The organism is Rhodococcus sp. MH15, assembly GCF_019266045.1.
GTDB classification, from domain to species: domain Bacteria; phylum Actinomycetota; class Actinomycetes; order Mycobacteriales; family Mycobacteriaceae; genus Rhodococcus_F; species Rhodococcus_F qingshengii.
Map to the genome: position 1 here is coordinate 1122305 of NZ_LPNP01000080.1, position 24219 is coordinate 1146523.

Here is a 24219-nt window from a genome sequence, read left to right on the forward strand (position 1 = left end):
TCGCGGTCCGGGTCGGGTCTAGCCACGGCAAACTTTAGCGCGTGCCGCGTAGCCGTTGGCCAGTGAGTACCCGGGAGTAGCGTTCTCGGCTGTGTCGAATGAACGTCAGGACCCGCAGGCGGTGGACAACGAACTCGCGGCCATGCGTGTGGGCTATCCGCAAGCAGGCAGCGAATCGGAGTCCGTCGAGGACCGCATGAGTGCGGAATTGGATACTTCGGTTGTCGAAACCGGTTGGCTGCCCCTCATGCGCCAATGGCTCGTGGACGCCGTCGAAGCTGACGCGCCGGAGCCCAACGCCATGACTCTGTCGACGGTGGACGACGGTGGCCGTCCGGCGTCGCGCACCGTGCTCTGCAAAGGGCTCAGCGAGGACGGCGTCCTCTTCTTCACCAACTACGGATCCGACAAGGCTCGTCACCTCGACGCCCACCCGTACGCGTCGGCGAACTTCACGTGGCTGACCCTTGCCAGGCAGGTGATCGTCCGCGGCACCACCGAGCGGGTGAGTGTTCAACTGACGCAGGAGTATTGGCGAACCAGGCCTCGAGGTTCACAGCTCGGCGCGTGGGCGTCGTCGCAGTCTCGTCCGATCGACTCGCGTGCCGATCTCGACGAGCAACTGCGTGAGGTCGCTGCTCGATTCGGCGTGGACGGTGAGATTCCGGTGCCACCGAACTGGGGCGGGATTCTGATTCGGCCCGAGTCTGTCGAGTTCTGGCAAGGACGCGCGAACCGCATGCACAATCGAGTTCGCACGAGCCTGGTCGACGGACAGTGGTCCGCCGTCCGTCTCCAGCCGTGAGCCGGCTACTCGCGGACACGACTCCGCTCGAGAATCGCGACTATCGACGGCTGTGGACGGCCGGCATCGTCACCGTCATCGGCGCTCAGCTCAGCGTGGTCGCCGTACCGCAACAGGTGTACGAGATCACCCGAAGCTCGGCCTACGTCGGTCTGACGGGAATCTTCGGTCTGGTCCCGCTGGTCGTTTTCGGTCTGTGGGGCGGCGCACTGGCCGACGTCATGGATCGACGACGGCTGTTGATGATCACCTCGATCGGACTCGGCGTCACGTCGGTACTGTTCTGGATCCAGGCTGCCCTGAACGTGAACAACGTGTGGTTGGTGCTCGGATTGTTCTCGGTTCAACAGGCGTTCTTCGCGGTGAACCAGCCGACGCGAGCGGCGATCATCCCTCGGTTGATTCCGGGCAGGCAGTTACCTGCCGCGAACTCGCTGAACATGACTGTCGTGCAGTTCGGTGCGATAGCCGGCCCGCTACTGGCGGGTGTCCTCATACCGTCGGCCGGTCTGCAACTGCTGTACCTGCTCGACTCGATCTTTCTTCTCGCCACACTGTGGGCGGTATGGAAGCTCCCGGCGATTCCGCCGACCGGAACGTCTCGGCGAGCCGGATTGAGCGAGGTCCTCGGCGGTTTCACGTATCTCGCGACGCAGAAGGTTCTGCTCGCGTCGTTCGTGGTGGACATCATCGCGATGGTGTTCGGGATGTCGCGAGCATTGTTCCCGGAGATTGCCCACGAATCCTTCGGTGATCCCGCCAGCGGCGGTTTTGCGCTGGGACTGCTGTTCGCGGCGATGTCGGTGGGAGCCGTTCTGGGCGGAGTCTTCTCGGGTTGGTTGCCACGGGTTCAGTACCAGGGGCGAGCCGTTCTGGTCTGCATCGCGCTGTGGGGGCTGTCCATGGTCGGCTTCGGCGTTGCCGTGTACTTCGCGAGTCCCGGTTCCAGTGTGATTCTGCTCTGGGTGGCGGTCGCGTTCCTGGCATTCGGCGGAGCCGTCGACATGGTCTCGGCGGCTTTCCGCAGCACGATGCTCCAGCAAGTGGCAACCGACGACATGCGCGGACGACTGCAGGGCGTGTTCATCGTGGTCGTGGCAGGTGGTCCGCGTATCGGTGACGTGCTGCACGGCGGTGCAGCCTTCCTGTTCGGGACCGGTGTCGCGGCAGCGGGCGGCGGCTTCCTGGTGATTGTCGGTGTTGTCCTTTCTGCCCTCGCATTTCCGGCATTCGTTCGCTACAAGGTGGGACGCGCCGTCTGACGTCCTGGTTAACCGGTCGCTCGTGGTGGAAACTGGTACGTATGACTGCGCCGCACAGCACGGGTAGGGGAGGGTTCGAGATCCGTGGTGGAGGCTATCGAGCCGAGATCGCCGCGGCCGGTGCCGGGTTGCGGCTACTCGATCACGAAGGACCGAACGGTCAGCGCGCGCTGACCGAGACCTGGGCACTCGGATCGAAGCCACCGCTGTCGGCCGGATTGGTTCTCGCGCCGTGGCCCAACCGAATTCGCGACGGGCACTTCATGTTCGACGGGATCGAGCATCAACTCGAGATCACCGAACCTGCGCTGGGGAACGCGAGCCACGGGTTCGTCCGGCGTCGCAATTGGAGCCTCGTGGACCACACGTACGAGCGCGTCGAACTGTCGGTCGACGTGGGACTTCACAAGGGTTGGCCCTATCCGTTGCAGCTGACGGTCGCCTACGAGGTCGGTGCCGACGGACTGACCGTCACGCACACGGCCACGAACAAGGGTGCGACCTCGTCGCCGTTCGGGCTCGGAATGCACACCTTCATTCGCGCCGGCGACTTTCCGCTCGACGAATGTGCTCTGCATCTGGCAGCAGGCACGCGGTTGCCGATCGATCCGGCGAGGATGCTGCCGAACGCGTATTCGCAGGCAGTCGCCGGTACGGACTACGACTTCCGGACACCGAGACTGCTTGCCGGGGTGCAGTTGGACACTCCGTACAGCGCATTGGACGTCGTCGACGGCAGTGGTCGCACGCAACACGAGCTGCTGGCTCCGGATGGAACGGGCACTGCCCTGTGGACCAACCGCGAGTTCCCGTGGATTCAGGCATTCGTCGCAGATCCCGCCAACGACAAGGGGTATCCCGATCGCGGCCGCGCATTGGCTTTGGAGCCGATGACCTGCCCGCCTGACGCCTTCAACTCGGGCATCGATCTCCTGGTGCTTCATCCGGGTCAGACGTGGACGGGTAGCTGGGGCATCAAGGCGCTGTGATCCGTCTCTCATACCGTGGGATCGTGTAACACCAAGTAGGCATCAGCCGATAACAATCGGTTTTCGGTACCCCGTGTCAGTGGTCCGGAAGGTCCGACGTTGCTCCCATTTGCGAATTGCAGCCGAGATTTGCAGATCAGTGTGGGTAAATGCGCGATTCCGTAGACTGGAGTACCGGTCACGCGAGTGGGAAAGCCCAGACTGGAACATGTTTCAGTTTCGGTGGGTATGTCGGGTTCGTGAGTACCCGAAAAATAGCCGTGGAGCGACCCTCCTTCGGCACGATCTCTCCCGTGCGACTAGTTTCTAGTTGATCGCATGTAGTTACTCGTTGGTTCGAGCTTGAGAGGGATCCTTCGTGCCCGCTGACAATGACACAAAGCCCACGCTTACTTACCCCGGTGGTGAGTACACGATGTCCATTGCCAGGGCAACAGAGGGCAATGACGGCATCGAGCTGGGAAAGCTGCTGGCCACAACGGGGTACACCACCCTTGACCCCGGTTTTGTGAACACTGCATCCACCAGTTCTGCAATCACCTACATCGACGGTGAGAAGGGAATCCTGCGTTACCGCGGATATCCCATCGAGCAGTTGGCAGGTAAGTCGACGTTCATCGAGGTCAGCTACCTGCTGATCTACGGCGAACTGCCGACCGACGCCCAGCTCGAGTCCTTCACGGACCGCATCCGTCGACACACCCTGCTTCACGAGGACCTCAAGCGGTTCTTCGACGGATTCCCGCGCAACGCTCACCCGATGCCGGTTCTCTCGTCCGCAGTGAACGCATTGTCGGCGTACTACCAGGATTCGCTCGATCCCGAGGATCCGGAGCAGGTGGAACTGTCCACCATCCGTCTTCTCGCGAAGCTGCCGACCATCGCTGCGTACGCGTACAAGAAGTCCGTCGGACAGCCGTTCCTGTACCCGGACAACTCGTTGAACCTGGTCGAGAACTTCATGCGTATGACGTTCGGCTTCCCCGCCGAGCCGTACCAGGGTGATCCCGAGGTCGCCAAGGCACTCGACATGCTGCTGATCCTGCACGCAGACCACGAGCAGAACTGCTCCACGTCGACCGTGCGTATGGTCGGCTCGTCGGACGCCAACCTGTTCACCTCCGTCTCGGCCGGCATCAACGCACTGTGGGGCCCGCTGCACGGCGGCGCCAACCAGGCAGTGCTCGAGATGCTCGACGAGATCAAGGCCAGCGGCAGCACCGCAGCCGAGTTCGTCCGCAAGGTCAAGAACAAGGAAGACGGCGTGAAGCTCATGGGCTTCGGGCACCGCGTCTACCGCAACTACGATCCGCGCGCTGCGCTGGTCCGCGAAACCGCGCACACCATCCTCGCCAAGCTCGGCGGCGACGACGAACTGCTCAACATCGCAATGCAACTCGAAGAGGCCGCCCTCACGGACGACTACTTCATCGAGCGCAAGCTCTACCCGAACGTCGACTTCTACACCGGTCTCATCTACCGCGCGATGGGCTTCCCGCCGCGCATGTTCACGGTGCTGTTCGCCATGGGCCGTCTGCCCGGCTGGATTGCGCACTGGCGTGAAATGCACGAGGATCCGGCTACGAAGATCGGCCGCCCGCGCCAGATCTACACCGGCTACACCGAGCGTGACTATCGGGACATCACCACCCGCTAGCCCCTGCCCCCCAATTTTCGCCTCAACGAGGAGGACCCATGAGTAGCAAGCCCGTAATCGAGTTCCAGGAAGGCCCCGCGCCGACCGATCTGGTCATCAAGGATCTGGTTGTCGGAGAAGGCGCCGAAGCCGTTCCCGGTGGCACCGTCGACGTTCACTACGTCGGTGTCGAGTTCGAGTCCGGCGAAGAGTTCGACTCTTCCTGGAGCCGTGGCGAGTCCATTCAGTTCCCGCTTCGTGGCCTGATCAAGGGCTGGCAGGACGGCATCCCGGGCATGAAGGTCGGCGGACGCCGTCAGCTCACCATTCCGCCGGAGCTGGCATACGGCCCCGCCGGTGCAGGGCACCAGCTTTCCGGCAAGACCTTGGTCTTCGTGATCGATCTGCTGGACGCCAAGTAATCCACTGTGCGCCTTTATTAACCCCCCGCGGTTAATAAAGGCGCACAGCACAAGCAGCCCCGCACCGTCAGGTGTGGGGCTTTCTTGTGTGGTCAGCTCGCGGTCTTTCGTCGGTAGAGCCAGTTGGACCACACGAATCCCACGGCGGCGATGCCCAGGCACCACGCGAGGGCGATGGCCGCGCTGTTCCCGATCGGCGTGCCCATCAGGAGTCCGCGCACAGTCTCGATGATCGGAGTCACCGGTTGGTGCCGGGCAAACCCCTGCAGCCAGGACGGCATGGTCTCAGCCGGTACGAAAGCAGTGCTGACGTAGGGCAGGAACATGATGGCGAAGGTGAATCCGCTTGCAGCCTCCGGGTTCTGGGCCAAGAGTCCCAAAGCTGTCGAGAGGTACGACATGGCAAAGACGAAGGCGACGATCGCAGCGGCGACGCCGAGCCAGCGCAACGGATCGCTGGTCGGGCGAAATCCCATGATCAGCGCAACCACGACCACGATCGCCGTAGTCAGGACGTTGCGGACGACGCTGGCCAGTACATGACCGGTCAGGACCGACGACGGAGAGATCGCCAAGGTCCGGAAACGGTCGATGATCCCGTCCTTCATGTCGCTCGAGACGCTGACCGCGGTGGTCGAGGCGCCGAAACCGGCGCACAGAAGGATGATTCCGGGCACTACGTAGTCGATGTACTCGCTACCGGTGTTGATGGCGCCGCCGAAGACGTAGACGAACAGCAGCATGAGCATGACCGGAAGGGCTATCGCGGTGATCATCGAATCCGGACTGCGCAGAACGTGTTTGAGATTCCGGCGGAGCATCACCGCGGAATCGATTGCAATGGTGGAGGTCATCGAACGCTCGCAATCTCGGGTTGGCCCGATCCGGTGAGCGCGAAGAACACGTCGTCCAGATCCGGAGTGTGAACGGAGAACTTCTCGACGGTGATCGACGGATCGTCGATCGAGTCGAGGATCGCTTTGATCGACGGAACTGCCCCGTCGGAAGGGATGTGCAGGGTCAAGGTCTCGGCATTCGAATGCGCCTGCGGCAGTGACGCCGCGGCGAGTTCGAGTTGGGCCAGGTTCTCGAATTGCAGTGCGACGTGGCCGCCGGGAACAAGGCGTTTGAGTTCGTCCGGTGTTCCCTCGGCGACGATGCGGCCGCCGCTCAGCACGCCGACCGTATCGGCCAATTCGTCTGCCTCGTCGAGGTATTGGGTGGTGAGGAAGATGGTGACGCCTGACGCTGTGAGTCCTCGAACGATCGACCACATGTCGTGGCGGCTTCGCGGGTCCAGGCCGGTGGTGGGTTCGTCGAGAAAGACGACGTCCGGTCGGGCGACGAGGCTCATTGCGATGTCGAGTCGTCTGAGCATGCCGCCCGAGTAGTTGCCGGCGCGTTTGTCGCCGAAGTCCGTCAAAACGAACTGGTCGAGCAATTCCTCGGCACGGCGACGGGAGTTCTTCCGGCCCAGGTGATTCAGTTCGCCCAGTAGGGTGAGGTTCTCGAATCCGGTCAGCAAGGTGTCGACGGCTGCGTACTGCCCGGTCACGCTGATGCGCCGCCGAACGTTCTGTGGATCTCCGGGCAGTGAATGCCCCGCGACCATGACCTCGCCTCCGTCGAAGGGGATGAGGGTGGTGAGAATTCTTACGGCCGTGGTCTTTCCGGCGCCGTTTGCGCCGAGGAGGGCGTACACCGATCCGGCCGAGACCGCCAGGTCGAGTCCAGCCAGTACCTGTTGATCGCCGTAGTGCTTACGGAGTCCGCGGACCGAGATTGCGGGGATCGTTCCTGACATCGAGACCTCCAAGTAAGAACTGTGTATGTCATAAACTCGTGTTTATAGCGTACACAGTTCTAGGATGATGACAAGAGTGAAGAGTGGGAGCTTATGGATCGCGGAGCGCTACCGAGAGCAGTTGAACTGGCCTGGGGACTGGACCAGCCGGGAACGCGGGGTCCGAAGAAGGGGCTCAGTCTCGAGCAAATTCTCGACACCGCGATCGAATTGGCCGACGCAGAAGGCGTCACAGCTCTGTCGATGGGCCGCGTGGCCAAAGCGCTCGGGTTCACGACCATGTCGCTCTACCGCTACGTGGCAAGCAAAGACGAACTGATCGAACTGATTTCGGATCGGGTGATCGGGCCGCCGCCGGTGACTCCCGACGGCGTGACCTGGCGCGTCAAGCTCGAGGCGTGGGCGAATCAGGAGTATGCCACGATGCTGAGTCGACCGTGGTGGCTCAAGCTGCCCATCACGGCTCCACCGACCGGGCCCAACAACATGGCGTGGCTCGACGCGGGTCTGAGCGCCCTCGACGGGGTCGCCCTGAGCGCCGCGTCGAAGTTCCAGGTGGTGACCAACGTGTCGTTGTTCGTCATCGGCCGCGCTCGATTCTCGGCTGACCTGGCGTCTCGTTCAGCGCAGTCGGCAGACGACGACGTCGCATACGGCGCTCTCATTGCTCGTGTCATCAATCGGGAGGGATTCCCCTACCTGAGTGCCGCAATCGAGGAAGGTGGCTTCGAGGACGGCAGCCCGGAGGGTGAGGCCGCCGGCGACGATGCCTTCGATTTCAGTTTCTCGCTCGGCTTACTTCTCGACGGAATCGAGAAGCTGGTGCAGCGGTCAGGACACCAGCGCGGTGGCGCTGACGTCGTCGATGATCAGATCGGTGATCAGCCCGCCCCGTAGTGCTCCCTCCAGGGCCGGCAGTTTTGCTGTTCCGGCGACGATGCACACGCGCCTGGCGACCTTCTCGAAAAGGTCCAGTCGCGGGCCGCTCGCGCGCTCGTTGAGTTCGATTCCGCGGTAGCTCCCGTCCGACCGGAAGAAGACGGTTGCGATGTCGCCGACCACTCCGTCGCGTCGAAGTGCTTCTGCTTCATCGGGTTCGAGGTATCCGGCGGTGTAGACGTGACTCGGTACGTTGCCGCCCGGTACGCCGATGCTGAAGACTGCCAGGTCCATTCGCTTCTGCATGTCCAAGACGCGTTTGATGCTTCGTTCGCGCCACAGTTGCTCCCGAGTTTCCGGGTAGTCGAAGAAGGCAGGCACCGGAAATCCTTGTGGCAGAGCACCGTAGGCGTCGGCGATGGTTCTGATGATGTCGCTGGCGTAAGAGATCCCGGTGGTGCGAGTATTCGCGGCGCCGTTGAGTTGCACGACGTACGAGTTGTATGTGCGTTTGGGGGCAAGGTGCTTGCTGACTTCACTGAGAGTGGTTCCCCAGGCGATCCCCATCACCATGTCGCTGTCGAAGAACGACGCCAGCAGGCGTCCGGCAAAGGTTGCGACCTTTTCGAGTCGCTCGAGATCTCCCACCAGTTCCGGCACGGTCACCACGTGGGCGCGCACTCCGTACCGTTCCGAGAACTCGCGTTCGATGCGAGGAGCCTGGCCGTGCGGGGTGCTGATCTTGATCTCGACGAGACCCGAGGTGCGCGCGTAGGTGATCAATCGGGAGACGGTGGATCGGGACACCCCCATGTCGCGGCCGATGGCAGCCATGGTCTGGTCCTGGAAGTAGTAGAGGCGTGCGGCCTGAACTGCGTCGGCGATGCGCGGGTCCGCCGGATCGGAGGTAGCGGAGTCCGAAGTGGGAGTTTCCATGGGTTCGTCCTGTCTGCACGTACGTGCAAGAGCATTGAACCGAATCCTATCCGAGTAGGCCCAGGCCGAGGCGCTCGATCACGCAAAGTCCCAGAAGTGTGTCTGTTACCCGCGTTACGGTGCGCAAATGGGGTACTTGCACATATGTGCACGAGCTATGCGTGAATGTGCAAACGGCCTTACGCTACGGGTGCAGCAATCCAAACTATGACATGCATCACAACGAAGTGAGGGTGGGGATGGAGAAAGCCAAGCGATTAGGGCTTCCAGGCGAGTTGGCAGCCGAGTTCGCCGGAACGATGATCTTGATCTTGTTCGGCGTCGGAGTTGTGGCGCAGGTTGTGTCCGGCGGGAGCGGTGGGGGTCTCGGCGGACACGACAGTATCGCGTGGGCCTGGGGACTCGGCGTCATGTTCGGCATCTATGTCGCAGGCCGGGTGACGGGTGCTCATCTGAACCCCGCAGTGACCTTCGCCTTTGCGATCTTCCGGGGATTCTCCTGGCGCAAGGTCCTGCCCTACACGCTGGCGCAGACCGCTGGAGCCTTTGTCGCGGCCCTGATCGTCCGGTGGAATTACAACGACATGCTCAATGCCATCGATCCCGGACACACAACGGCGACTCAGACGATCTTCTCGACGATGCCCGGAAACGGAACGCTCCCGGTCAGTCTGGGATCAGCGCTGATAGATCAGATCATCGGCACGGCGATCCTGTTGTTCCTCATCGTTGCGGTGACCGATACTCGGGGAACTCCGCCGCTCGCGAATCTTGCGCCCTTCGTCGTCGGTTTGATCGTGGTGGCAATCGGATTCGCGTGGGCGACCAACGCGGGTTACGCCATCAATCCGGCCCGTGACTTCGGTCCGCGGCTGGCGTCGTATCTCACCGGTTACGGCAGCGCCTGGCGAGATCAGTACGGGAGCCTGTATTTCTGGGTGCCCATCGTGGGGCCGCTGATCGGCGCTCCGATCGGGGTGTTTCTCTACGACAAGCTGATTGGTCGATTCCTGCCTGACGAGTCGGTGGAGAAGGCAGCCGAGGAGCCGGCCACGATACCGGCCTGATGGCGAATCATCATCTCTGACAGTAAATCTTTCGCACTTTCTTCGACACCAAAGGGGTAGCACGATGGCGCAGTTCGTAGCCGCGATAGACCAGGGAACCACCTCCACGCGATGCATGATCTTCGATCACAGTGGGCACGTAGTCGCTGTCGAACAGCACGAGCACACACAGATCTTTCCGCAGGCAGGCTGGGTCGAACACGATCCGATCGAAATTTGGGACAACGTCCGCAACGTCACCGCGGGCGCCTTGGCCAACGCAGATCTGACCGCGGCCGACATCGCATCCGTCGGCATCACCAATCAGCGTGAGACGGCAGTGGTCTGGGAACGAGCAACCGGAAAGCCCGTTTACAACGCCATCGTCTGGCAGGACACACGCACCGATCGAATCTGTACTGCACTCGCCGGCGAAGACGGCCCCAGGAAGTACACCGAAGTCACCGGATTGCCGTTGGCCACGTACTTTTCGGGCCCCAAGGTCAAGTGGATTCTCGACAACGTCGAGGGCGCGCGTGAGAAGGCCGAAGCAGGCGAGTTGTGCTTCGGCACGATGGACACCTGGGTGCTGTGGAACATGACCGGCGGCGTCGACGGCGGAGTGCACGCTACCGACCCCACCAACGCGTCGCGCACTCTGTTGATGGATCTCGACACTCTCGCTTGGGATTCGGCGATCTGCGCCGACATGGGCATCCCCGAATCGATGCTCCCCGAGATTCGCAGCTCGTCCGAAACTTTCGGATTCGTGCGCGAACGCGGAACGTTGTCCGGCGTGCCGATCGCCGGAATCCTCGGCGATCAGCAAGCAGCGACTTTCGGTCAGGCCTGCCTCTCGCCCGGAGAAGCGAAGAACACCTACGGAACCGGCAACTTCGTGCTCCTCAACACCGGCACCGAAAAGGTGATGAGCAAGAACGGCTTGTTGACGACGGTCTGTTACAAGATCGGTGAGCAGCCAACGGTTTACGCACTGGAAGGATCGATCGCCGTGACCGGTTCGCTGGTCCAGTGGCTTCGGGACAACCTCGGCATGATCGACAACGCGGCCGACATCGAGGTGAACGCGCGCTCTGTGGACGACAACGGTGGCGCGTACTTCGTGCCCGCGTTCTCGGGCCTGTTTGCACCGCATTGGCGCGCGGATGCACGCGGTGCGATCGTCGGTCTGACAAGGTTCGTGAACAAGGGGCACCTTGCCCGGGCGGTGCTCGAAGCGACTGCGTACCAGAGTCGTGAGGTGATCGAGGCGATGAACCTCGACTCGGGTGTCGACTTGAAGGTTCTCAAGGTCGACGGCGGAATGGTCGCGAACGAACTCCTCATGCAATTCCAGGCCGATCTGCTCGACGTCGAGGTGATCCGCCCTGTCGTTGCGGAGACCACGGCATTGGGCGCTGCGTACGCCGCTGGTCTCGCGGTCGGGTACTGGGAGAGCGAGGACGACATTCGCAGCAACTGGGCGAAGGACAAGAGCTGGACGCCGTCGATGGATTCGGCCGAGCGTGAGCGCCTGTATGCAGGTTGGCAGAAAGCCGTCACTCGGACACTCGACTGGGTCGACGCAGACTGATCGCGGCGCCCCCATTTCTACCTATTTTCAAGTGAAGGAACAGTTTTCATGAGCACAGCACAAGCATTGAGTCCGTCCTCGCGGGCGGAGTCGCTGAAGAAGTTTGAAGAAACCGAACTCGACGTCCTCGTTATCGGCGGTGGCGTGGTCGGAGCGGGTAGCGCGCTCGACGCCGCAACTCGCGGTCTGAAGGTGGGCTTGGTGGAGGCTCGTGACTTCGCGTCCGGAACCTCGAGCAGGTCGAGCAAGCTGTTCCACGGCGGACTGCGTTACCTCGAGCAGTTCAATTTTGCGCTCGTGTTCGAGGCACTGCGTGAGCGGTCGCTGGTTCTGAATTCGCTGTGCCCGCATCTCGCGAAGCCGGTGCCGTTCATCTACCCACTCGAGAAGTTGATCGACCGGCCGTACGTCGGTCTGGGCATCGGCGTCTACGACGTGATGGGCGCAGGCCGCGGGGTTCCCTCACACCACAAGCATGTGGGCAAGAAGAAGACTCTCGAATCGTTCCCTTCCGGAAAGCGCTCTGCTATCCGGGGTTCGGTCAAGTTCTACGAGGGTCAGGTAGATGACGCCCGCCACACGATGATGCTGGCGCGCACAGCAGCCGAATACGGCGCACTGTGCGTGAACAGCACCCGCGTAATCGGCTTTCTCCGTGAGGAGGACCGCGTAGTCGGGGTGAAGGCCGTGGATCTGGAAACGGGTCGCGCGTTCGAGATCCGTGCTCGTCAGGTCATCAACGCCGCCGGGGTCTGGACCGACGAGATCCAGGAAATGGTCGGTGGGCGAGGGCAATTCCAGGTTCGCGCTTCGAAAGGTGTGCACCTGGTCGTCCCGCGAAACCGCATCAACTCCTCTACCGGAATCATCACGCGGACCGAGAAGAGTCTGCTGTTCGTGATCCCGTGGGGAAGCCACTGGATCATCGGTACGACGGACACCGACTGGAACCTCGACCTCGCCCATCCGGCAGCGAGCCGAAGCGATATCGACTACATCCTCGGACATGTCAACAAGCTGCTTCAGGACGAGTTGACGCACGAGGACGTCGTCGGTGTGTACGCGGGGTTGCGTCCGTTGCTGTTCGGCGAATCGGATTCGACCAGCACTCTCTCGCGTGAGCATGCGGTGTCGAGTCCGGTCCGAGGTTTGACGGTGGTCGCCGGTGGCAAGTACACCACTTACCGCGTGATGGCCAAGGACGCTGTCGATTCCGCGGTGCACGGATTGGAACAGAAGGTGCCGAAGTCCTGCACCGAGCGTATCCAACTTGTGGGTGCCGACGGCTACTTTGCCGCGCACAACAATCGGCATCTCACCGCTGAGCGCACGGGACTGCACGTTTCGACCATCGAGCACCTACTGGGTCGGTACGGCACTCTGGCTGACGAGTTGTTCGAACTCGTCGAGGCGCGACCGGAACTGGGGCAGCCGTTGGACTCCGCCCCCGAGTACCTCAAGGCGGAGATCCACTACGCTGCGAGCCATGAGGGTGCGCAGCATCTCGACGACATCCTCACCCGTCGTACCCGCATCTCCATCGAGGTTACCGATCGCGGCGATGCGGCAGCTGCCGAAGTGGCGGAACTGGTTGCGCCGGTGCTCGGTTGGACTCCCGAGCACATTGCCGAGGAGATCGAGCACTACCGGTTGCGCGTCGCAGCCGAGCGGGAATCTCAGGAGCAGCCCGATGACCTCACAGCTGATGCGGCGCGCCTCGGTGCACCGGACGTTCGCACCGGAGTCACTGTCGGACAGGTTTGAGTCCGGGACACCACCAATGATCGGCCGGGACGCTGTGTCCCGGCCGATCGACCGAACTGCCTCGGTGTCAATCGAACTCGTCTGCCGAACATTCAGGGAGGTCGATCGTCACAACCGCGCCCTCGTTCGGATGGTTCGCGAAGTCGATACGAGCGCCGATGACCGCCGCTTGTCCCACTACGATCGTCAAGCCGAGGCCCAGGCCTGAGTTCGGGCCGCGTTCGACGGAGTTGGTCTGAAATCTCTTCGGCCCCTGGCGAAGCCACTCTTCAGTGAACCCGACGCCCCGATCTCGGACCGTGATGCGGGAGTGGTCGACGTGGACATTGATCGGCGACTTTCCGTGATTGCGAGCATTCAAGATCAGGTTGGCGATGATCCGCTCCAGTCTGCGCGCGTCGGTGTACGACACGGGGGTGCCGTGAACACTCACTTCACACTCGACTCCTGTGGTGGAAATCGCGTGACGCACCACCGGCGCCAGTTCCACCGATTGGATGTCTGCCTGCTCGGAGGTGGTGTCGAGGCGTGCCACTTCGATGACGTCCTCGGCGAGCCTCCTGAGTTTATGGACGCCGTCGCGCACCAATTCGGTTGGCCTACCGGGTGGCAGGAGCTCTGCGGCGCCGACCAGTCCGGAGATGGGCGTCCTGAGATCGTGCGCGATGTTGGCTGTCACGCGCTTTTCGGCGTCCAGTTGTCCCCGTAGAGCATCGGACATCGCGTCGACTGCATCCGCCAGTTCGGTGATCTCGTCGTCGAAAAGCGACCAGGTGACCGAGCGGACGCGGATGTCCGCTCCGGTAGACACTTTGCGAGCCGCACGGGCGGCCGAGCGCAATCGATACGACATCGCGAGTCCAAGCAGCACACCCAGGACGGCACCCGCTGCGATCACTGCGATGGTGGCGTTGCGAAGTGTCCGATCGACGCTGGCGATCGATTCCCGCTGCGCGGTGTACGGGACGCGAATCGCCACCACCTGAGTGTTGACGTCGGCAGCAGCCCAGACAAATGGCTGGTCCCCGCTGTCGACAAGGTAGGTGGCACGTTTGCCGCCCACCACGGCCTGACGCAACTCTTCCGGAACGTCGAGACCATCTGTGGTGGCGCGGAACAGCGCACGCATGCTGCCCGTTTCGTCCTGCAGCACCAGTTGGAGATTGCGATCAGCTGCCGCCCGCGCTGCATCCTCTTGGTTGTGTGAAAAGGTTTGATGCATCACGGTACTGAGCGTGATCGAGGCGACGGCAATCACGAACGTGATGGCCGCCGCGATCTTCCACTGAAACGACAACCGCCTCCCGGTGGACGGGAGCTTGGCGGCGAGATCCCGCGATCTCACCGATGGTTGTCCATCGTGTAGCCGAACCCCCGGACGGTCCGGATCTGTTCGGAGCCGATCTTCGTGCGCAATCGCTGAACGTGAACGTCGACGATGCGCGTATCGCCGCCCCAGTCGTAATCCCAGACGTCCGACAGCAGTTCGGAGCGAGACCAGACTTTGCGCGGCACACTCACCATGACCAGGAGCAGCTTCATTTCGGTGGGCGTGAGAGCCACTTCGGCGCCCGAACGCGTGACGGTCACCAACTCGCGATCGATCTCCAGATCGCCGAGAGTCACGATGTCTTTCTCCGTACCGGAATGGGATTCGACCCGCCGGAGCACACTTCGGATGCGTGCCACCAGGACACCGCTGTCGAAGGGCTTGGTGACGTAGTCGTCGGCACCGGCTTCCAATCCGAGAACGATGTCGACCGGGTCGTCGCGCGCGGACAGCATGATGACCGGCACCGACAGTTCCTCACGAATGCGCCGGCACAGGCTGATTCCGTTCAGGTCGGGAAGCATCACGTCGAGGACGGCGATATCCGGCTTGGCGTCGAGCGCCATATCCATTCCGGTCAACCCACCTGATGCGGTGATCACCCGAAACCCGTTGCGTTCGAGATTCAATTGCGTTGCTTCGCGGATGACAGCGTCGTCTTCGACCAGCAAAATCAACGGATCGGTCATCGGCCTTCGCTTTCATGGGAACGGAACACTCTCAAACCCTTCACCGGTCCACTTGTATGCAGTCGACGATTGACAGAACTCCGGAATGCCGGGGTCTTTGCACAGGTCGACCATGACCGACAATCCTCCGGTTGAGCCGACGACGTAGCGTCCTGGGTCTTGCACTCCGAAGACTTTGTGAGCGCCCGATTCGTCGATCTGGTAGACGAATCCGGCGACCATGAAGCTGACCGGTGGGGCCGGTCGTCCCCAGATGCCGACAGACTCGCAGGTGAAGACATTGACGACGGCATCTTGCCAAACGGCGCCTGTCACGGGGGAGTACCGGATTTCGTAGGGGAAGTTCGCATCACCGCACAGTCGGAGACTGTCCTTGACCGCATCGGACACTTCCGGGTCTGCTCTGAGGAGGGCAACAGGATCGATGCTCAAGCCCTGTGAGAGATCCGAGGGGTCGAGTGATGCTGCGATATTCGGAGTGGGTTCTGATTCAGGCTCGGTGGAACAGGAGGCGAGAGCAAACGCGACCGGCAGGCAAACACCGGCGAGCATCGCGCGGCGACGGCGATCAATCACGGATGAACTCCATTCCATCCCAGTGGAACTCGGTCCGAAGCGGTGGACGGGGGCAACATTCGAACTCCGGTGGCCGCGGATCCGTTTCCAGGACAGACAAACTCGCGGCGCGTTGACCGCTGACGATGAACTTTCCGCGCTCTTCGACGGAGAACAGGCGCTCACCCAGTTCGGGATCGTCTTCACTCGAACCGGCCTTGCCGCTGCGGTAGACGTAGCCGGCAAGGTTGACCGAAATCGACACTCCGGTCCCGGGTTGGTGGGCCGGTTGGCACGGATACACATTCATGACGACGAGTTCGGTCTCCGGCACGATACGCGGTGCGCCTGGATCGAGAAGGATGGACCCGACCGAGATCGGATACCAGTCAGGGCACGACCGAAGTTCTGTCTTCACTCCCTCGGACACCCCAGGATCGTCGAGGAGCGCCCGTCCCAACCTCGAGTTTTCGGCAACCCGTCTGGCCAGGTCTGCAGGTTGTGTGACGGGCAACCCGGTGGAAGCGACATCGCCTTCGATCACAACGCCCTGGGTGGACGCGCAGCCGGTGATCACGGACGCTCCGAGGGTTGCTGCCGCGAGCGCTGTACCGAACAGGCTGCGAGTACGGTCTGATCGACCGCCGCAGATGTCACTCCGATACAACACGTTCCCCTCCCCGGCCGCTGCGAACCCTCTCATCGGCATGTGCGTTTTCATACGATCACAGGTGATCTCGATATCGGAGTTTTGCCACCCACCGTTACGTAATCGTATGAATGTCAGGACCGTCGAGAGTTGGTACGCGACCGACGGAATTCTGTTACGAAACCGATGGAATCAGGCTCCTAGAGTGAGTCACGTCGGTGTTCACCGCTTGGGCGGAACGAGCTGATCCGCGTATCGAGGAGTGTGAGAGCAAATGCCTGAAGTATTGCTGACCAACAAGACTCGGCGTCTGCGAGTGCTGCTCGCCGTACTGACGATCGGGGTGGTGTGCGCGATGACAGGGTGTTCGAGTGATGACAACAGCGCTCCAGGAGACGAACCGACGACTACATCGGTGGTTGCGGCGTCTACGACCCCACCGCCGCTGACCGCAGCGACCACTTCGGAGACAGTCGAAGGCTCGAACTCGGTGGGCGGCGGTACGGACGCATCCACCCCCGGAGTCCCGGCGGGCGGAGCTGCGCCGGCCTGGACCCCGGTCTCGACCAGCGCGGCTGCCCCTGCGGCCCCTGGTCCGGCTACCGAGTCGACCAAGTGCACCGATCAGATCAACTATGTGGGTGACCCTCGTTCGAATGCGGAGATCAACAGCATCGGAGAGCGGATGGGTTCATGCCCGGCGCCCCTCCCGCCCGATGCCGTCGAGCCCCCCGAGAAGTGCACCGACCAGATCAACTACGGCGCTGACCCTCGTTCCAACGCCGAGATCAACATCATCGGGGAACAAACCGGGATCTGCCCCGAGCCGATACGCCCCTAGCGACTTCAAAACCTGAGCATTAGTCGGGAATTCGACCAAGAGCCGAACCAGGGGGAGATCGGAATGACAAGCAGGGCAGGTGGACGTTCGATCGACAGTGTTGCCGACGATGCGTCCCGAGGGGATCGGGACGCGATTGCAGAACTCCTTCAACGCATCGTGCCTCTGGTGACGCGGCGCTGCCGTGCCGAACTGCGACCGCTCGACGCTGATCGTATTGCCGTCGGTATCTGCCGATCCGTCCTGTCCGACATTCGGCGACGTAGACGTGCCGGAGAAGCGTTCCTCGCGCATCTGTACGACGCGATCAGTCGCGAAATCGATTCGCTACCTGCCTCCAGTCGACTCACTCTGCCCTTCGGTGATCTGTCGGCCGCAGAACGCAACGTCTTGGTAGCTCGCATCGTTGTCGGCTTCGACGTGCGCGAGACGGCGCTGTCACTGAGAACGACAACGAGCGCCGTCGAACTCGCCCAACACCGCGCGCTGGCCAAGATCAGACGCGACAGCCTGAGCGGCGCCTGAATCAACGCTCGAAAGTCAACAGCTGCAACCCTTCGCAACTCCCGGCAACCTCACGCAACTCTTTCCCTTCGCCCGTGACCTACACGACACTGCATGGCGACGAGTGATCGAGAACGAGGAGTGTGACTGTGGTTCAACGGACGGCGCAGAAGCCGACAACCCCAGGATCGAAAAGGACCGGCGCCAAGCCTCATTCAGGGCTGGACCGGGATGCATTGCTGAAGGCGTACGAGAAGATGTCGCGCATCCGTGCGTTCGAGGATCGACTGCACGAAGAGAATGCAACCGGTGACATCCCCGGCTTCATTCACCTCTACTCGGGCCAGGAAGCCATCGCGGTGGGAGTGTGCGAGAACCTGAGCGACGCCGATTACATCGGATCCACTCACCGCGGTCACGGGCACTGCATCGCCAAGGGCTGTGATCTGAACGGCATGATGGCCGAGATCTTCGGCAAGGACGACGGCCTGTGTCGCGGTAAGGGCGGCTCGATGCACATCGCCGACCTGTCCGTGGGAATGCTCGGCGCCAACGCGATTGTCGGCGGAGCCCCGTCATTGGCGATCGGTGCAGCACTGAGTGGTAAGACGCTTCGAAACGGTGTCATCGCAGCGTCGTTCACGGGTGACGGTGGATCCAACCAGGGAACCGTCTTCGAGGCGATGAACATGGCTGTGGTGCTGGACCTTCCGATCGTCTTCGTGATCGAGAACAACGGATTCGGTGAGGCCACCGGAACCGACTACGCAGTTGGTGCACCCGACATCGCCGCGCGCGCCGCATCCTTCGGCATGCCTGCCGTCAAGGTGGACGGCACCGACTTCTTCGCGGTCTACGACGCAATGGCGGAAGCATCCGAGCGCGCCAGGATCGGCGGCGGCCCCACCACGATCGAGGCGGCGGCATTCCGTTGGCACGGTCACTTCGAGGGTGACGCGCAGCTGTACCGCACGGCGGAACAGGTTGCGCAACTACGGGAAACCAAGGATCCGCTCAAGAATTTCCGTAGCAGCGTGGATGTGAAGAAGGTCAGCACCGCTGATCTGGACGCGGTGGACGAGCAGTCGCGAGTGCTGGTGGACGAGGCGGTAGCGAAGGCGCGTGCCGCGGCGTATCCACCCGTCGAGAATCTGCTGACCGATGTCTACGTGTCGTACTGAGGAGCCCGAGATGACAAGCGTGGAAGCCGAGAACGTGTCGAAGAAGACCTACCGCGAGGCCGTCAAAGAGGCCATCGCCCAAGAAATGCAACGCGACCCGAGCGTCGTTCTCATCGGTGAGGACGTACGGGGTGGGCATGCCGGTACCAATCCCGATCTGGAGACGAAGAAGATCGAGGCATTTGGCGGTGTCCTGGGTGTCACCAAGGGATTGTGGACGGAGTTCGGATCGGAGCGTGTAATCGATACCCCGATCACCGAATCCGCGATCATCGGAATGGCTGCCGGAGCCGCACTGACCGGACTGAGGCCGGTCGCCGAGCTGATGTTCATGGACTTCTTCGGAGTCTCCTACGACGCGCTCTACAACCAGGCTGCCAAGTTCCGCTACATGTTCGGTGGCAAGGCCAGAACCCCGCTGGTGGTGCGAGGCATGATCGGCGCAGGGTTCTCCGCCGCTGCGCAGCACTCTCAGTCTCCGTACAACGTGTTCGCGGCGGTGCCTGGTCTGAAGGTAGTCGCTCCGTCCAATGCCTACGACGCCAAAGGCCTTCTCATCCAAGCCATCCGGGACGACGATCCCGTCGTCTTCTGTGAGCACAAGGTTCTCTACGACCTCAAGGACGAAGTGCCGGACGAGCCGTACGCGATTCCGTTCGGCGTCGCCAACTACACCAGGCAGGGCGACGACGTCACGATCATCGCGTTGTCCGCAATGGTGAACCGCGCCAACGACGTAGCAGACAAGCTGGCCGCCGAGGGTATTTCGGTCGAGGTTGTCGATCCTCGTACCGTCTCACCATTGGACGAGGACGGCATCCTCGAATCCGTCGCATCGACTGGAAGGGTCGTGATCGTCGACGAATCCGCCGCCCGCTGCGGTTTCGGGCACGACGTAGCCGCGCTGATCGCCACCAAGGGATTCAACTACCTGAAAGCGCCGATCGAACTGATCACGCCGCCGCACACGCCGGTTCCGTTCTCCCCGACCCTCGAAACTGCCTGGCTGCCTGACGCGGCGCGCATCGAAGAGTCGGTTCGCAAGCTGGTGAGAGCCTGATCATGGCTGACATCAAAGCTATCGACATCCCCAAATGGGGGCTCTCCATGGAGGAGGGGTTGGTCAACGCGTGGCTCATCGAGGAAGGTGACTCGTTCACCAAGGGCCAGTTGATCTGTGAGATCGAGACCAGCAAGATCACCAACGAGCTGGAGGCGCCGTTCGACGGTGTTCTCCGCAAGATCGTCGGCACACCGGGGCAGACTCTGCCCGTCGGCGCCGTGATCGGTGTGTCCGCCGATGCGTCCGCGACGGATGCGGAGATCGAGCAGTTCCTCGCCGCCCGCGGCGCAACCGCGCCGGCGAAAGAGCCGGCACCGTCCCCAGCTCCTGCGCCGGCGGCTCCCGTGACACCTGCGGCTTCACCGGCTGCGAAGGTGGTTGTCGCACCGAAACCTGTACCAACCGGTTCCACCGTCGTACCGAGCGTTCTGCAAGGCACGACGCAGGACGATGTGTTTGCGAGTCCTCGCGCACTCCGACGTGCCGAATCGCTCGGAATCGATCTCGCCGCCGTAGTGGGTACCGGTCCCCTCGGGCGGATCAGTGTCCGCGACATCGACGACGCGATTCGTGACGCCGGTGGCACTGTTGCGCCGGTAGTGCCGGCCGCGAGATCCGGCCTCCCGCTGCGATCGACCGCCGACGACAGTGCCGTGCCTGCCACCCCGGTCGCACGCAGAACTGCCCGATCACTGGGCGTCAACCTGCATGACTGTCGTCCGACGGGTTCGCGGGGGCGCGTCTGCGTCGCCGACGTGCACGACGCCGCTCGTTCCGCGCAGCTCCTGCCCGAGGCGGCGGCTGAGACCGAATCTGTTGCGGCCGAACCCGATTACGACACAATTCCTTTCGCCCCCATGCGATCGGCAATCGCCGGTAGGTTGCAGGCGTCCAAGCAGCAGGCACCCCATTTCCGGCTCACCGCAGACCTCGAGCTCGATGCGCTCCTCGCTCTGCGCAAGGAGATCAATTCGACCGTCCCGGCGGTCAAGCTGTCGGTCAACGACTTCATCGTGAAGGCTTGCGCCGCTGCACTGATGAAGGTGCCGGACGTGAACGTCCAGTTCGATGCCGCGAACGAATCGGTTCTTCGATTCGCGTCGGCGGATGTCTCGGTGGCAGTTGCACTTCCGACCGGGCTGATCACGCCCATCGTGCGTGGCGCGAATACCAAGTCGTTGGCGGACATCTCGGGTGAGGTGCTCTCGTTGGCCACCAAGGCGAAGACCGGCAAACTTCGTCCCGAAGAATTCCAGGGCGGAACCTTCACGGTGTCCAACCTCGGCATGTTCGGGATCAAGGCATTCGACGCGATCATCAATCCGCCCCAGGGAGCGATCCTTGCCGTAGGTGCGGGGGAGAAGCGCGCGGTGGTGGTCGGTGACAGTGTTTCTGCCCGGACCGTGATGACCGTGACCCTCTCGTGCGATCACCGGGTTATCGACGGAGCCCTGGGTGCGACCTTCCTTCGGGAGCTCCAGCGCTTTGTCGCTTCTCCCGCGCTGATGTTGGTGTAAGGGGCTGTGGTGGAAAACAATACGTCGCATAAGTACGACGTTCTTGTCATCGGTGGCGGCCCCGGTGGTTACGTGGCGGCGATCCGGGCTGCCCAGTTGGGGTTGAGCGTCGCGCTGGTAGAACGTGATCGCCTCGGAGGTATCTGCCTCAACTGGGGTTGTATCCCCACCAAGGCGATGCTGCACGGCGCGGACGTTGCGCATACCTTGAGTGAACTCGACACATACGGATTCAGTTCGGCGTCTGTCCAGTTCGACATCTCGAAGTTGGTGTCGTTCAGCCGAGGGGTTTCGGAGAGGTTGTCCGGCGGTGTTGCCTATCTGATGAAGAAGAACGGCGTCGACGTCATCTCAGGCGCCGCTAAGTTGGTGGACAAAGGCGTCGTATCCGTGGGAGGACAGACGTATCGAGCCGACCACGTGATCATTGCAACCGGTGCCCGGCCGCGTTCGATTCCCGGCGTTGCCCCCGACGGTGATCGGGTGTGGACCTACTTCGACGCGCTCGTCCCGAAGGAACTGCCGAAGTCGCTGCTCGTGATCGGGTCCGGCGCGATCGGAGTCGAATTCGCCAGCCTGTACCGCGATCTCGGAACCGAGGTGACCATCGTCGAGATGGCACCACACATCATGCCGGTCGAGGACGAAGAGATCTCGGCCTTCGTTCGCAAGCAGTTCGAGAAGCGTGGCATCACGATTCACACCGGAGCCTCGGTGTCGGCGGTGACCGTCGGCGACGATGCCGTCCAGGTGAATGTGCAGACGAGCGACGGTGTCGAGTCGTTGACCGTGGACCGGGTGTTGGTGGCGGCCGGAATCACCGGCAACGTCGAGGATCTGGGGTTGGAGGCTCTGGGCGTCGAGATCGAGCGCGGTGCGATCGTCACCGACCAGTGGTGCCGTACCAGCGCTTTCGGGATCTATGCGATCGGTGACGTCGCGGGCGCTCCATGTCTGGCGCACAAGGCAAGCCACGAAGCTGTCCTGTGCGTCGAAAAGTTGGCAGGCGTGCCCGACGTTCATCCGCTCGATCGCGACTACGTTCCGGGATGCACGTATGCCCGCCCACAGGTGGCGAGCCTGGGTCTGACGGAGAAGCAGTGCGCCGGTACTGGTCGCGCGCTGCGGGTCGGACACTTCGACCTGCAGGCGAACGGCAAGGCACTGGCGATCGGCGAGGCCGAAGGCTTCGTCAAGACGATCTTCGACGCCGATACCGGGGAACTTCTCGGCGCGCACATGGTCGGTCCGGATGTGACCGAGCAGATTCAGGGTTTCGGTATCGCTCGATCCCTCGAAGCCACCGGCGAGGATCTCGCCGAGGTCGTGTTTGCTCATCCGACGCTCTCGGAGGCAATGCACGAGTCTGCGCTCTCGGCGCTGGGGAGACCCCTCAACGCGTGAGCACCGTTCGCGTGCGTGAACGCCGTCCTTTCGTTCACGCACGCGAACAACTCTGCAACCGGGTGCAACGCTCGCTTTCGATGACCCCGTCACATAGGACTGGAGTGTGATCGGCGAAACGAATCGACTCGAACCGGCCCTGGCCAGTGGTGAAGACCCGGCGCAGTACGCACGTGTTCTCGAATCCGTCTACGAAGCAACGATGTCGGGACGCAAGCCGCCTGCGCGTCCGCGCTCCGTCATCGCGAATTCGTGGTCGCGTTTGCGTGCGCTCGGACTCGATCCGGACCGGTGCTCGATCACCGAGACGGGCCGCGAATCCGAGATCGAAGAAGGCAGACGCGCAGCCGGCATGGCGGAGATCTTCGACGAGGCGGTGCACGGTCTGGCACCACTCGTCGGCCCGGACGACGCGAATCTGATCGTGGTGGCGGACCGCTACGGACGTATCCTCTGGCGACACGGGTCCAGTCGAATGCTGGATCGGGCCGAACGGCTCGGGATGATCGAGGGTGCGTCGTGGACCGAGGAAGCTGTTGGTACCAATGGGATCGGTACTTCCTTGGCATCAGGTTCGGCAGTGCAGGTGTTCTCGGCCGAGCACTACTCGCGCTCGCAGCATCCGTGGACCTGCTCCGGGGCGACGGTTCGAGATCCGCGTAGTCGCCGGGCCATAGCCGTCGTGAACGTCGCCGGCGCAGCAGACACGGTCCACCCGTCGACTCTCGCTCTCGTGGACAGTGTGGCCAGGCTGGCGGAATCCGCACTGCGGGAGAAGCATCGAATCGGATTGGATCAGCTCCGGATGATCTCGGCATCGACGCTGGCTCGTGCGAGTCAGCCGACAGTGGTCGTGGACCGCAGTGGCTGGGTCGCGGCGGTGGACTCGATGGCGCCGATCTACAGAATCGCACTGCCGAAAGTGATGAGCAGCGGCGAGCATTGGCTCCCGTCGCTCGGACTATGTATGTGCGAGCCGCTTCCGGGTGGTTGGCTCGTCCGCCCTCAGATGGATCCGGCGTCCGGAACGGTTTGTGCCGAAGTCGAATTGGATGTGCAAGATCCGAATGCGATGGAATTGCGGTACTCCTCGGCAATGGGGAGCTGGAGTATCGACCTCAGCCCGCGCCATTCGCAGATCCTCGTGGCTCTGACACAGGCGCCCGAGGGCCTCACGGCCTCGCAGCTCGCCTCACAGTTGTTCGGCGATCCGCGCAAGACGGTGACCGTCCGGGCCGAGATGTCGAGGTTGCGTAAGCGATTGGCCGGAATCCTGTTGGCTCAGCCCTATCGCTTCGACCCGGCGGTGAGGGTAAAAACCGCCCCTGCTGTGCGCCTTTATTAACCGC

At 62.4% G+C, this 24219-nt stretch carries 23 protein-coding genes; 16 read left to right on the top strand and 7 right to left on the bottom strand.

Features of this window, described 5'->3' with window-relative positions:
• Nucleotides 1-91 precede the first annotated feature (91 nt).
• The 5 genes from pdxH to ATN37_RS28285 all read left to right on the top strand — a co-directional run bounded on the left by pdxH (nucleotide 92) and on the right by ATN37_RS28285 (nucleotide 5114).
• On the top strand, nucleotides 92-805 hold the full coding sequence (pdxH, locus tag ATN37_RS28265) for a pyridoxamine 5'-phosphate oxidase (protein ID WP_081558293.1): 714 nt from the start codon (nucleotides 92-94) through the stop codon (nucleotides 803-805).
• Nucleotides 802-2067, top strand: coding sequence for an MFS transporter (locus ATN37_RS28270; RefSeq protein WP_021332219.1), 1266 nt, complete (start codon nucleotides 802-804; stop codon nucleotides 2065-2067). The genes pdxH and ATN37_RS28270 overlap by 4 nt, the downstream gene beginning before the upstream one ends.
• A gap of 41 nt (nucleotides 2068-2108) precedes the next feature.
• A complete protein-coding gene (locus tag ATN37_RS28275; protein WP_042921680.1) occupies nucleotides 2109-3056 on the top strand; it encodes an aldose 1-epimerase family protein in 948 nt (315 codons plus the stop codon).
• 358 nt (nucleotides 3057-3414) lie between these two features.
• A complete protein-coding gene (locus ATN37_RS28280) occupies nucleotides 3415-4713 on the top strand; it encodes a citrate synthase (protein ID WP_020908786.1) in 1299 nt (432 codons plus the stop codon).
• Nucleotides 4714-4751: 38 nt separating this feature from the next.
• Nucleotides 4752-5114, top strand: a complete 363-nt coding sequence (locus tag ATN37_RS28285; protein ID WP_003940440.1) for an FKBP-type peptidyl-prolyl cis-trans isomerase — start codon at nucleotides 4752-4754, stop codon at nucleotides 5112-5114.
• A 92-nt stretch (nucleotides 5115-5206) separates the two neighbouring features.
• On the opposite strand, the gene ATN37_RS28290 is transcribed toward ATN37_RS28285, so the two are convergent.
• Together ATN37_RS28290 and ATN37_RS28295 are read right to left on the bottom strand one after the other, a co-directional pair.
• Entirely contained in the window at nucleotides 5207-5968 is a 762-nt protein-coding gene (locus ATN37_RS28290; RefSeq protein WP_211920757.1) for an ABC transporter permease, read from the bottom strand.
• Nucleotides 5965-6918: an ATP-binding cassette domain-containing protein gene (locus ATN37_RS28295; RefSeq protein ID WP_218695916.1), complete on the bottom strand. Its 954-nt coding sequence runs from the start codon at nucleotides 6916-6918 to the stop codon at nucleotides 5965-5967. The genes ATN37_RS28290 and ATN37_RS28295 overlap by 4 nt, the downstream gene beginning before the upstream one ends.
• Nucleotides 6919-7011: 93 nt before the next feature.
• On the opposite strand from ATN37_RS28295, the gene ATN37_RS28300 reads away from it, so the two are divergent.
• The gene (locus tag ATN37_RS28300) at nucleotides 7012-7815 is read left to right on the top strand and encodes a TetR/AcrR family transcriptional regulator (RefSeq protein WP_218695917.1); all 804 of its coding nucleotides are present in this window, start codon (nucleotides 7012-7014) and stop codon (nucleotides 7813-7815) included.
• Here ATN37_RS28300 and ATN37_RS28305 read toward each other — a convergent pair.
• Nucleotides 7750-8733, bottom strand: coding sequence for a sugar-binding transcriptional regulator (locus tag ATN37_RS28305; RefSeq protein WP_007733475.1), 984 nt, complete (start codon nucleotides 8731-8733; stop codon nucleotides 7750-7752). The two genes, ATN37_RS28300 and ATN37_RS28305, sit on opposite strands and share 66 nt — an antisense overlap.
• Nucleotides 8734-8972: 239 nt before the next feature.
• Here ATN37_RS28305 and ATN37_RS28310 point away from each other — a divergent pair, with 239 nt between their 5' ends.
• The 3 genes from ATN37_RS28310 to ATN37_RS28320 all read left to right on the top strand — a co-directional run bounded on the left by ATN37_RS28310 (nucleotide 8973) and on the right by ATN37_RS28320 (nucleotide 13137).
• Entirely contained in the window at nucleotides 8973-9800 is an 828-nt protein-coding gene (locus ATN37_RS28310) for an MIP/aquaporin family protein (RefSeq protein WP_003940085.1), read from the top strand.
• Between the two features lie 64 nt (nucleotides 9801-9864).
• A complete protein-coding gene (glpK, locus tag ATN37_RS28315; RefSeq protein WP_003939742.1) occupies nucleotides 9865-11373 on the top strand; it encodes a glycerol kinase GlpK in 1509 nt (502 codons plus the stop codon).
• 48 nt (nucleotides 11374-11421) lie between these two features.
• The gene (locus ATN37_RS28320) at nucleotides 11422-13137 is read left to right on the top strand and encodes a glycerol-3-phosphate dehydrogenase/oxidase (protein WP_218695918.1); all 1716 of its coding nucleotides are present in this window, start codon (nucleotides 11422-11424) and stop codon (nucleotides 13135-13137) included.
• 67 nt (nucleotides 13138-13204) lie between these two features.
• On the opposite strand, the gene ATN37_RS28325 is transcribed toward ATN37_RS28320, so the two are convergent.
• From ATN37_RS28325 to ATN37_RS28340, 4 genes are read right to left on the bottom strand one after another with little or no spacing between them, the layout of a single operon-like run.
• Complete coding sequence (locus ATN37_RS28325; protein WP_065455309.1) at nucleotides 13205-14482, bottom strand: HAMP domain-containing sensor histidine kinase; 1278 nt, start codon at nucleotides 14480-14482, stop codon at nucleotides 13205-13207.
• Nucleotides 14479-15156, bottom strand: coding sequence for a response regulator transcription factor (locus ATN37_RS28330; RefSeq protein ID WP_042451205.1), 678 nt, complete (start codon nucleotides 15154-15156; stop codon nucleotides 14479-14481). Before ATN37_RS28330 ends, ATN37_RS28325 begins: the two co-directional genes overlap by 4 nt.
• Nucleotides 15157-15168: 12 nt before the next feature.
• Complete coding sequence (locus ATN37_RS28335) at nucleotides 15169-15732, bottom strand: hypothetical protein (RefSeq protein ID WP_054781865.1); 564 nt, start codon at nucleotides 15730-15732, stop codon at nucleotides 15169-15171.
• Nucleotides 15725-16381 carry a hypothetical protein gene (locus ATN37_RS28340; RefSeq protein WP_003939689.1) on the bottom strand — a complete coding sequence of 219 codons (657 nt, stop codon included), beginning with the start codon at nucleotides 16379-16381 and terminating at the stop codon, nucleotides 15725-15727. The genes ATN37_RS28335 and ATN37_RS28340 overlap by 8 nt, the downstream gene beginning before the upstream one ends.
• A 253-nt stretch (nucleotides 16382-16634) precedes the next feature.
• Here ATN37_RS28340 and ATN37_RS28345 point away from each other — a divergent pair, with 253 nt between their 5' ends.
• The 7 genes from ATN37_RS28345 to ATN37_RS28375 all read left to right on the top strand — a co-directional run bounded on the left by ATN37_RS28345 (nucleotide 16635) and on the right by ATN37_RS28375 (nucleotide 24215).
• The gene (locus tag ATN37_RS28345) at nucleotides 16635-17201 is read left to right on the top strand and encodes a hypothetical protein (protein ID WP_007733469.1); all 567 of its coding nucleotides are present in this window, start codon (nucleotides 16635-16637) and stop codon (nucleotides 17199-17201) included.
• 63 nt (nucleotides 17202-17264) lie between these two features.
• Complete coding sequence (locus ATN37_RS28350) at nucleotides 17265-17726, top strand: RNA polymerase sigma factor SigD (RefSeq protein ID WP_007733468.1); 462 nt, start codon at nucleotides 17265-17267, stop codon at nucleotides 17724-17726.
• 236 nt (nucleotides 17727-17962) lie between these two features.
• On the top strand, nucleotides 17963-18886 hold the full coding sequence (locus ATN37_RS28355) for a thiamine pyrophosphate-dependent dehydrogenase E1 component subunit alpha (protein WP_042451488.1): 924 nt from the start codon (nucleotides 17963-17965) through the stop codon (nucleotides 18884-18886).
• A gap of 10 nt (nucleotides 18887-18896) precedes the next feature.
• Nucleotides 18897-19946, top strand: coding sequence for an alpha-ketoacid dehydrogenase subunit beta (locus tag ATN37_RS28360; RefSeq protein WP_007733466.1), 1050 nt, complete (start codon nucleotides 18897-18899; stop codon nucleotides 19944-19946).
• A gap of 2 nt (nucleotides 19947-19948) precedes the next feature.
• Nucleotides 19949-21466 carry a 2-oxo acid dehydrogenase subunit E2 gene (locus ATN37_RS28365; protein WP_218695920.1) on the top strand — a complete coding sequence of 506 codons (1518 nt, stop codon included), beginning with the start codon at nucleotides 19949-19951 and terminating at the stop codon, nucleotides 21464-21466.
• A 6-nt stretch (nucleotides 21467-21472) separates the two neighbouring features.
• Nucleotides 21473-22870, top strand: coding sequence for a dihydrolipoyl dehydrogenase (lpdA, locus tag ATN37_RS28370; protein ID WP_218695922.1), 1398 nt, complete (start codon nucleotides 21473-21475; stop codon nucleotides 22868-22870).
• Between the two features lie 106 nt (nucleotides 22871-22976).
• The gene (locus ATN37_RS28375) at nucleotides 22977-24215 is read left to right on the top strand and encodes a helix-turn-helix domain-containing protein (RefSeq protein WP_070162519.1); all 1239 of its coding nucleotides are present in this window, start codon (nucleotides 22977-22979) and stop codon (nucleotides 24213-24215) included.
• The last annotated feature ends 4 nt before the right edge of the window (nucleotides 24216-24219 follow it).

What these genes read in the sequence shown, in the direction of transcription:
- ATN37_RS28285 (WP_003940440.1), top strand. Translation starts at nt 4,752, where the DNA reads ATGAGTAGCAAGCCCGTAATCGAGTTCCAGGAAGGCCCCGCGCCGACC.
- ATN37_RS28305 (WP_007733475.1), bottom strand. Translation starts at nt 8,733, where the DNA reads ATGGAAACTCCCACTTCGGACTCCGCTACCTCCGATCCGGCGGACCCG.
- ATN37_RS28345 (WP_007733469.1), top strand. Translation starts at nt 16,635, where the DNA reads ATGCCTGAAGTATTGCTGACCAACAAGACTCGGCGTCTGCGAGTGCTG.
- ATN37_RS28295 (WP_218695916.1), bottom strand. Translation starts at nt 6,918, where the DNA reads ATGTCAGGAACGATCCCCGCAATCTCGGTCCGCGGACTCCGTAAGCAC.
- ATN37_RS28320 (WP_218695918.1), top strand. Translation starts at nt 11,422, where the DNA reads ATGAGCACAGCACAAGCATTGAGTCCGTCCTCGCGGGCGGAGTCGCTG.
- ATN37_RS28365 (WP_218695920.1), top strand. Translation starts at nt 19,949, where the DNA reads ATGGCTGACATCAAAGCTATCGACATCCCCAAATGGGGGCTCTCCATG.
- ATN37_RS28330 (WP_042451205.1), bottom strand. Translation starts at nt 15,156, where the DNA reads ATGACCGATCCGTTGATTTTGCTGGTCGAAGACGACGCTGTCATCCGC.
- glpK (WP_003939742.1), top strand. Translation starts at nt 9,865, where the DNA reads ATGGCGCAGTTCGTAGCCGCGATAGACCAGGGAACCACCTCCACGCGA.
- ATN37_RS28300 (WP_218695917.1), top strand. Translation starts at nt 7,012, where the DNA reads ATGGATCGCGGAGCGCTACCGAGAGCAGTTGAACTGGCCTGGGGACTG.
- ATN37_RS28310 (WP_003940085.1), top strand. Translation starts at nt 8,973, where the DNA reads ATGGAGAAAGCCAAGCGATTAGGGCTTCCAGGCGAGTTGGCAGCCGAG.
- ATN37_RS28275 (WP_042921680.1), top strand. Translation starts at nt 2,109, where the DNA reads ATGACTGCGCCGCACAGCACGGGTAGGGGAGGGTTCGAGATCCGTGGT.
- ATN37_RS28290 (WP_211920757.1), bottom strand. Translation starts at nt 5,968, where the DNA reads ATGACCTCCACCATTGCAATCGATTCCGCGGTGATGCTCCGCCGGAAT.
- ATN37_RS28355 (WP_042451488.1), top strand. Translation starts at nt 17,963, where the DNA reads ATGTCGCGCATCCGTGCGTTCGAGGATCGACTGCACGAAGAGAATGCA.
- ATN37_RS28360 (WP_007733466.1), top strand. Translation starts at nt 18,897, where the DNA reads ATGACAAGCGTGGAAGCCGAGAACGTGTCGAAGAAGACCTACCGCGAG.
- ATN37_RS28350 (WP_007733468.1), top strand. Translation starts at nt 17,265, where the DNA reads ATGACAAGCAGGGCAGGTGGACGTTCGATCGACAGTGTTGCCGACGAT.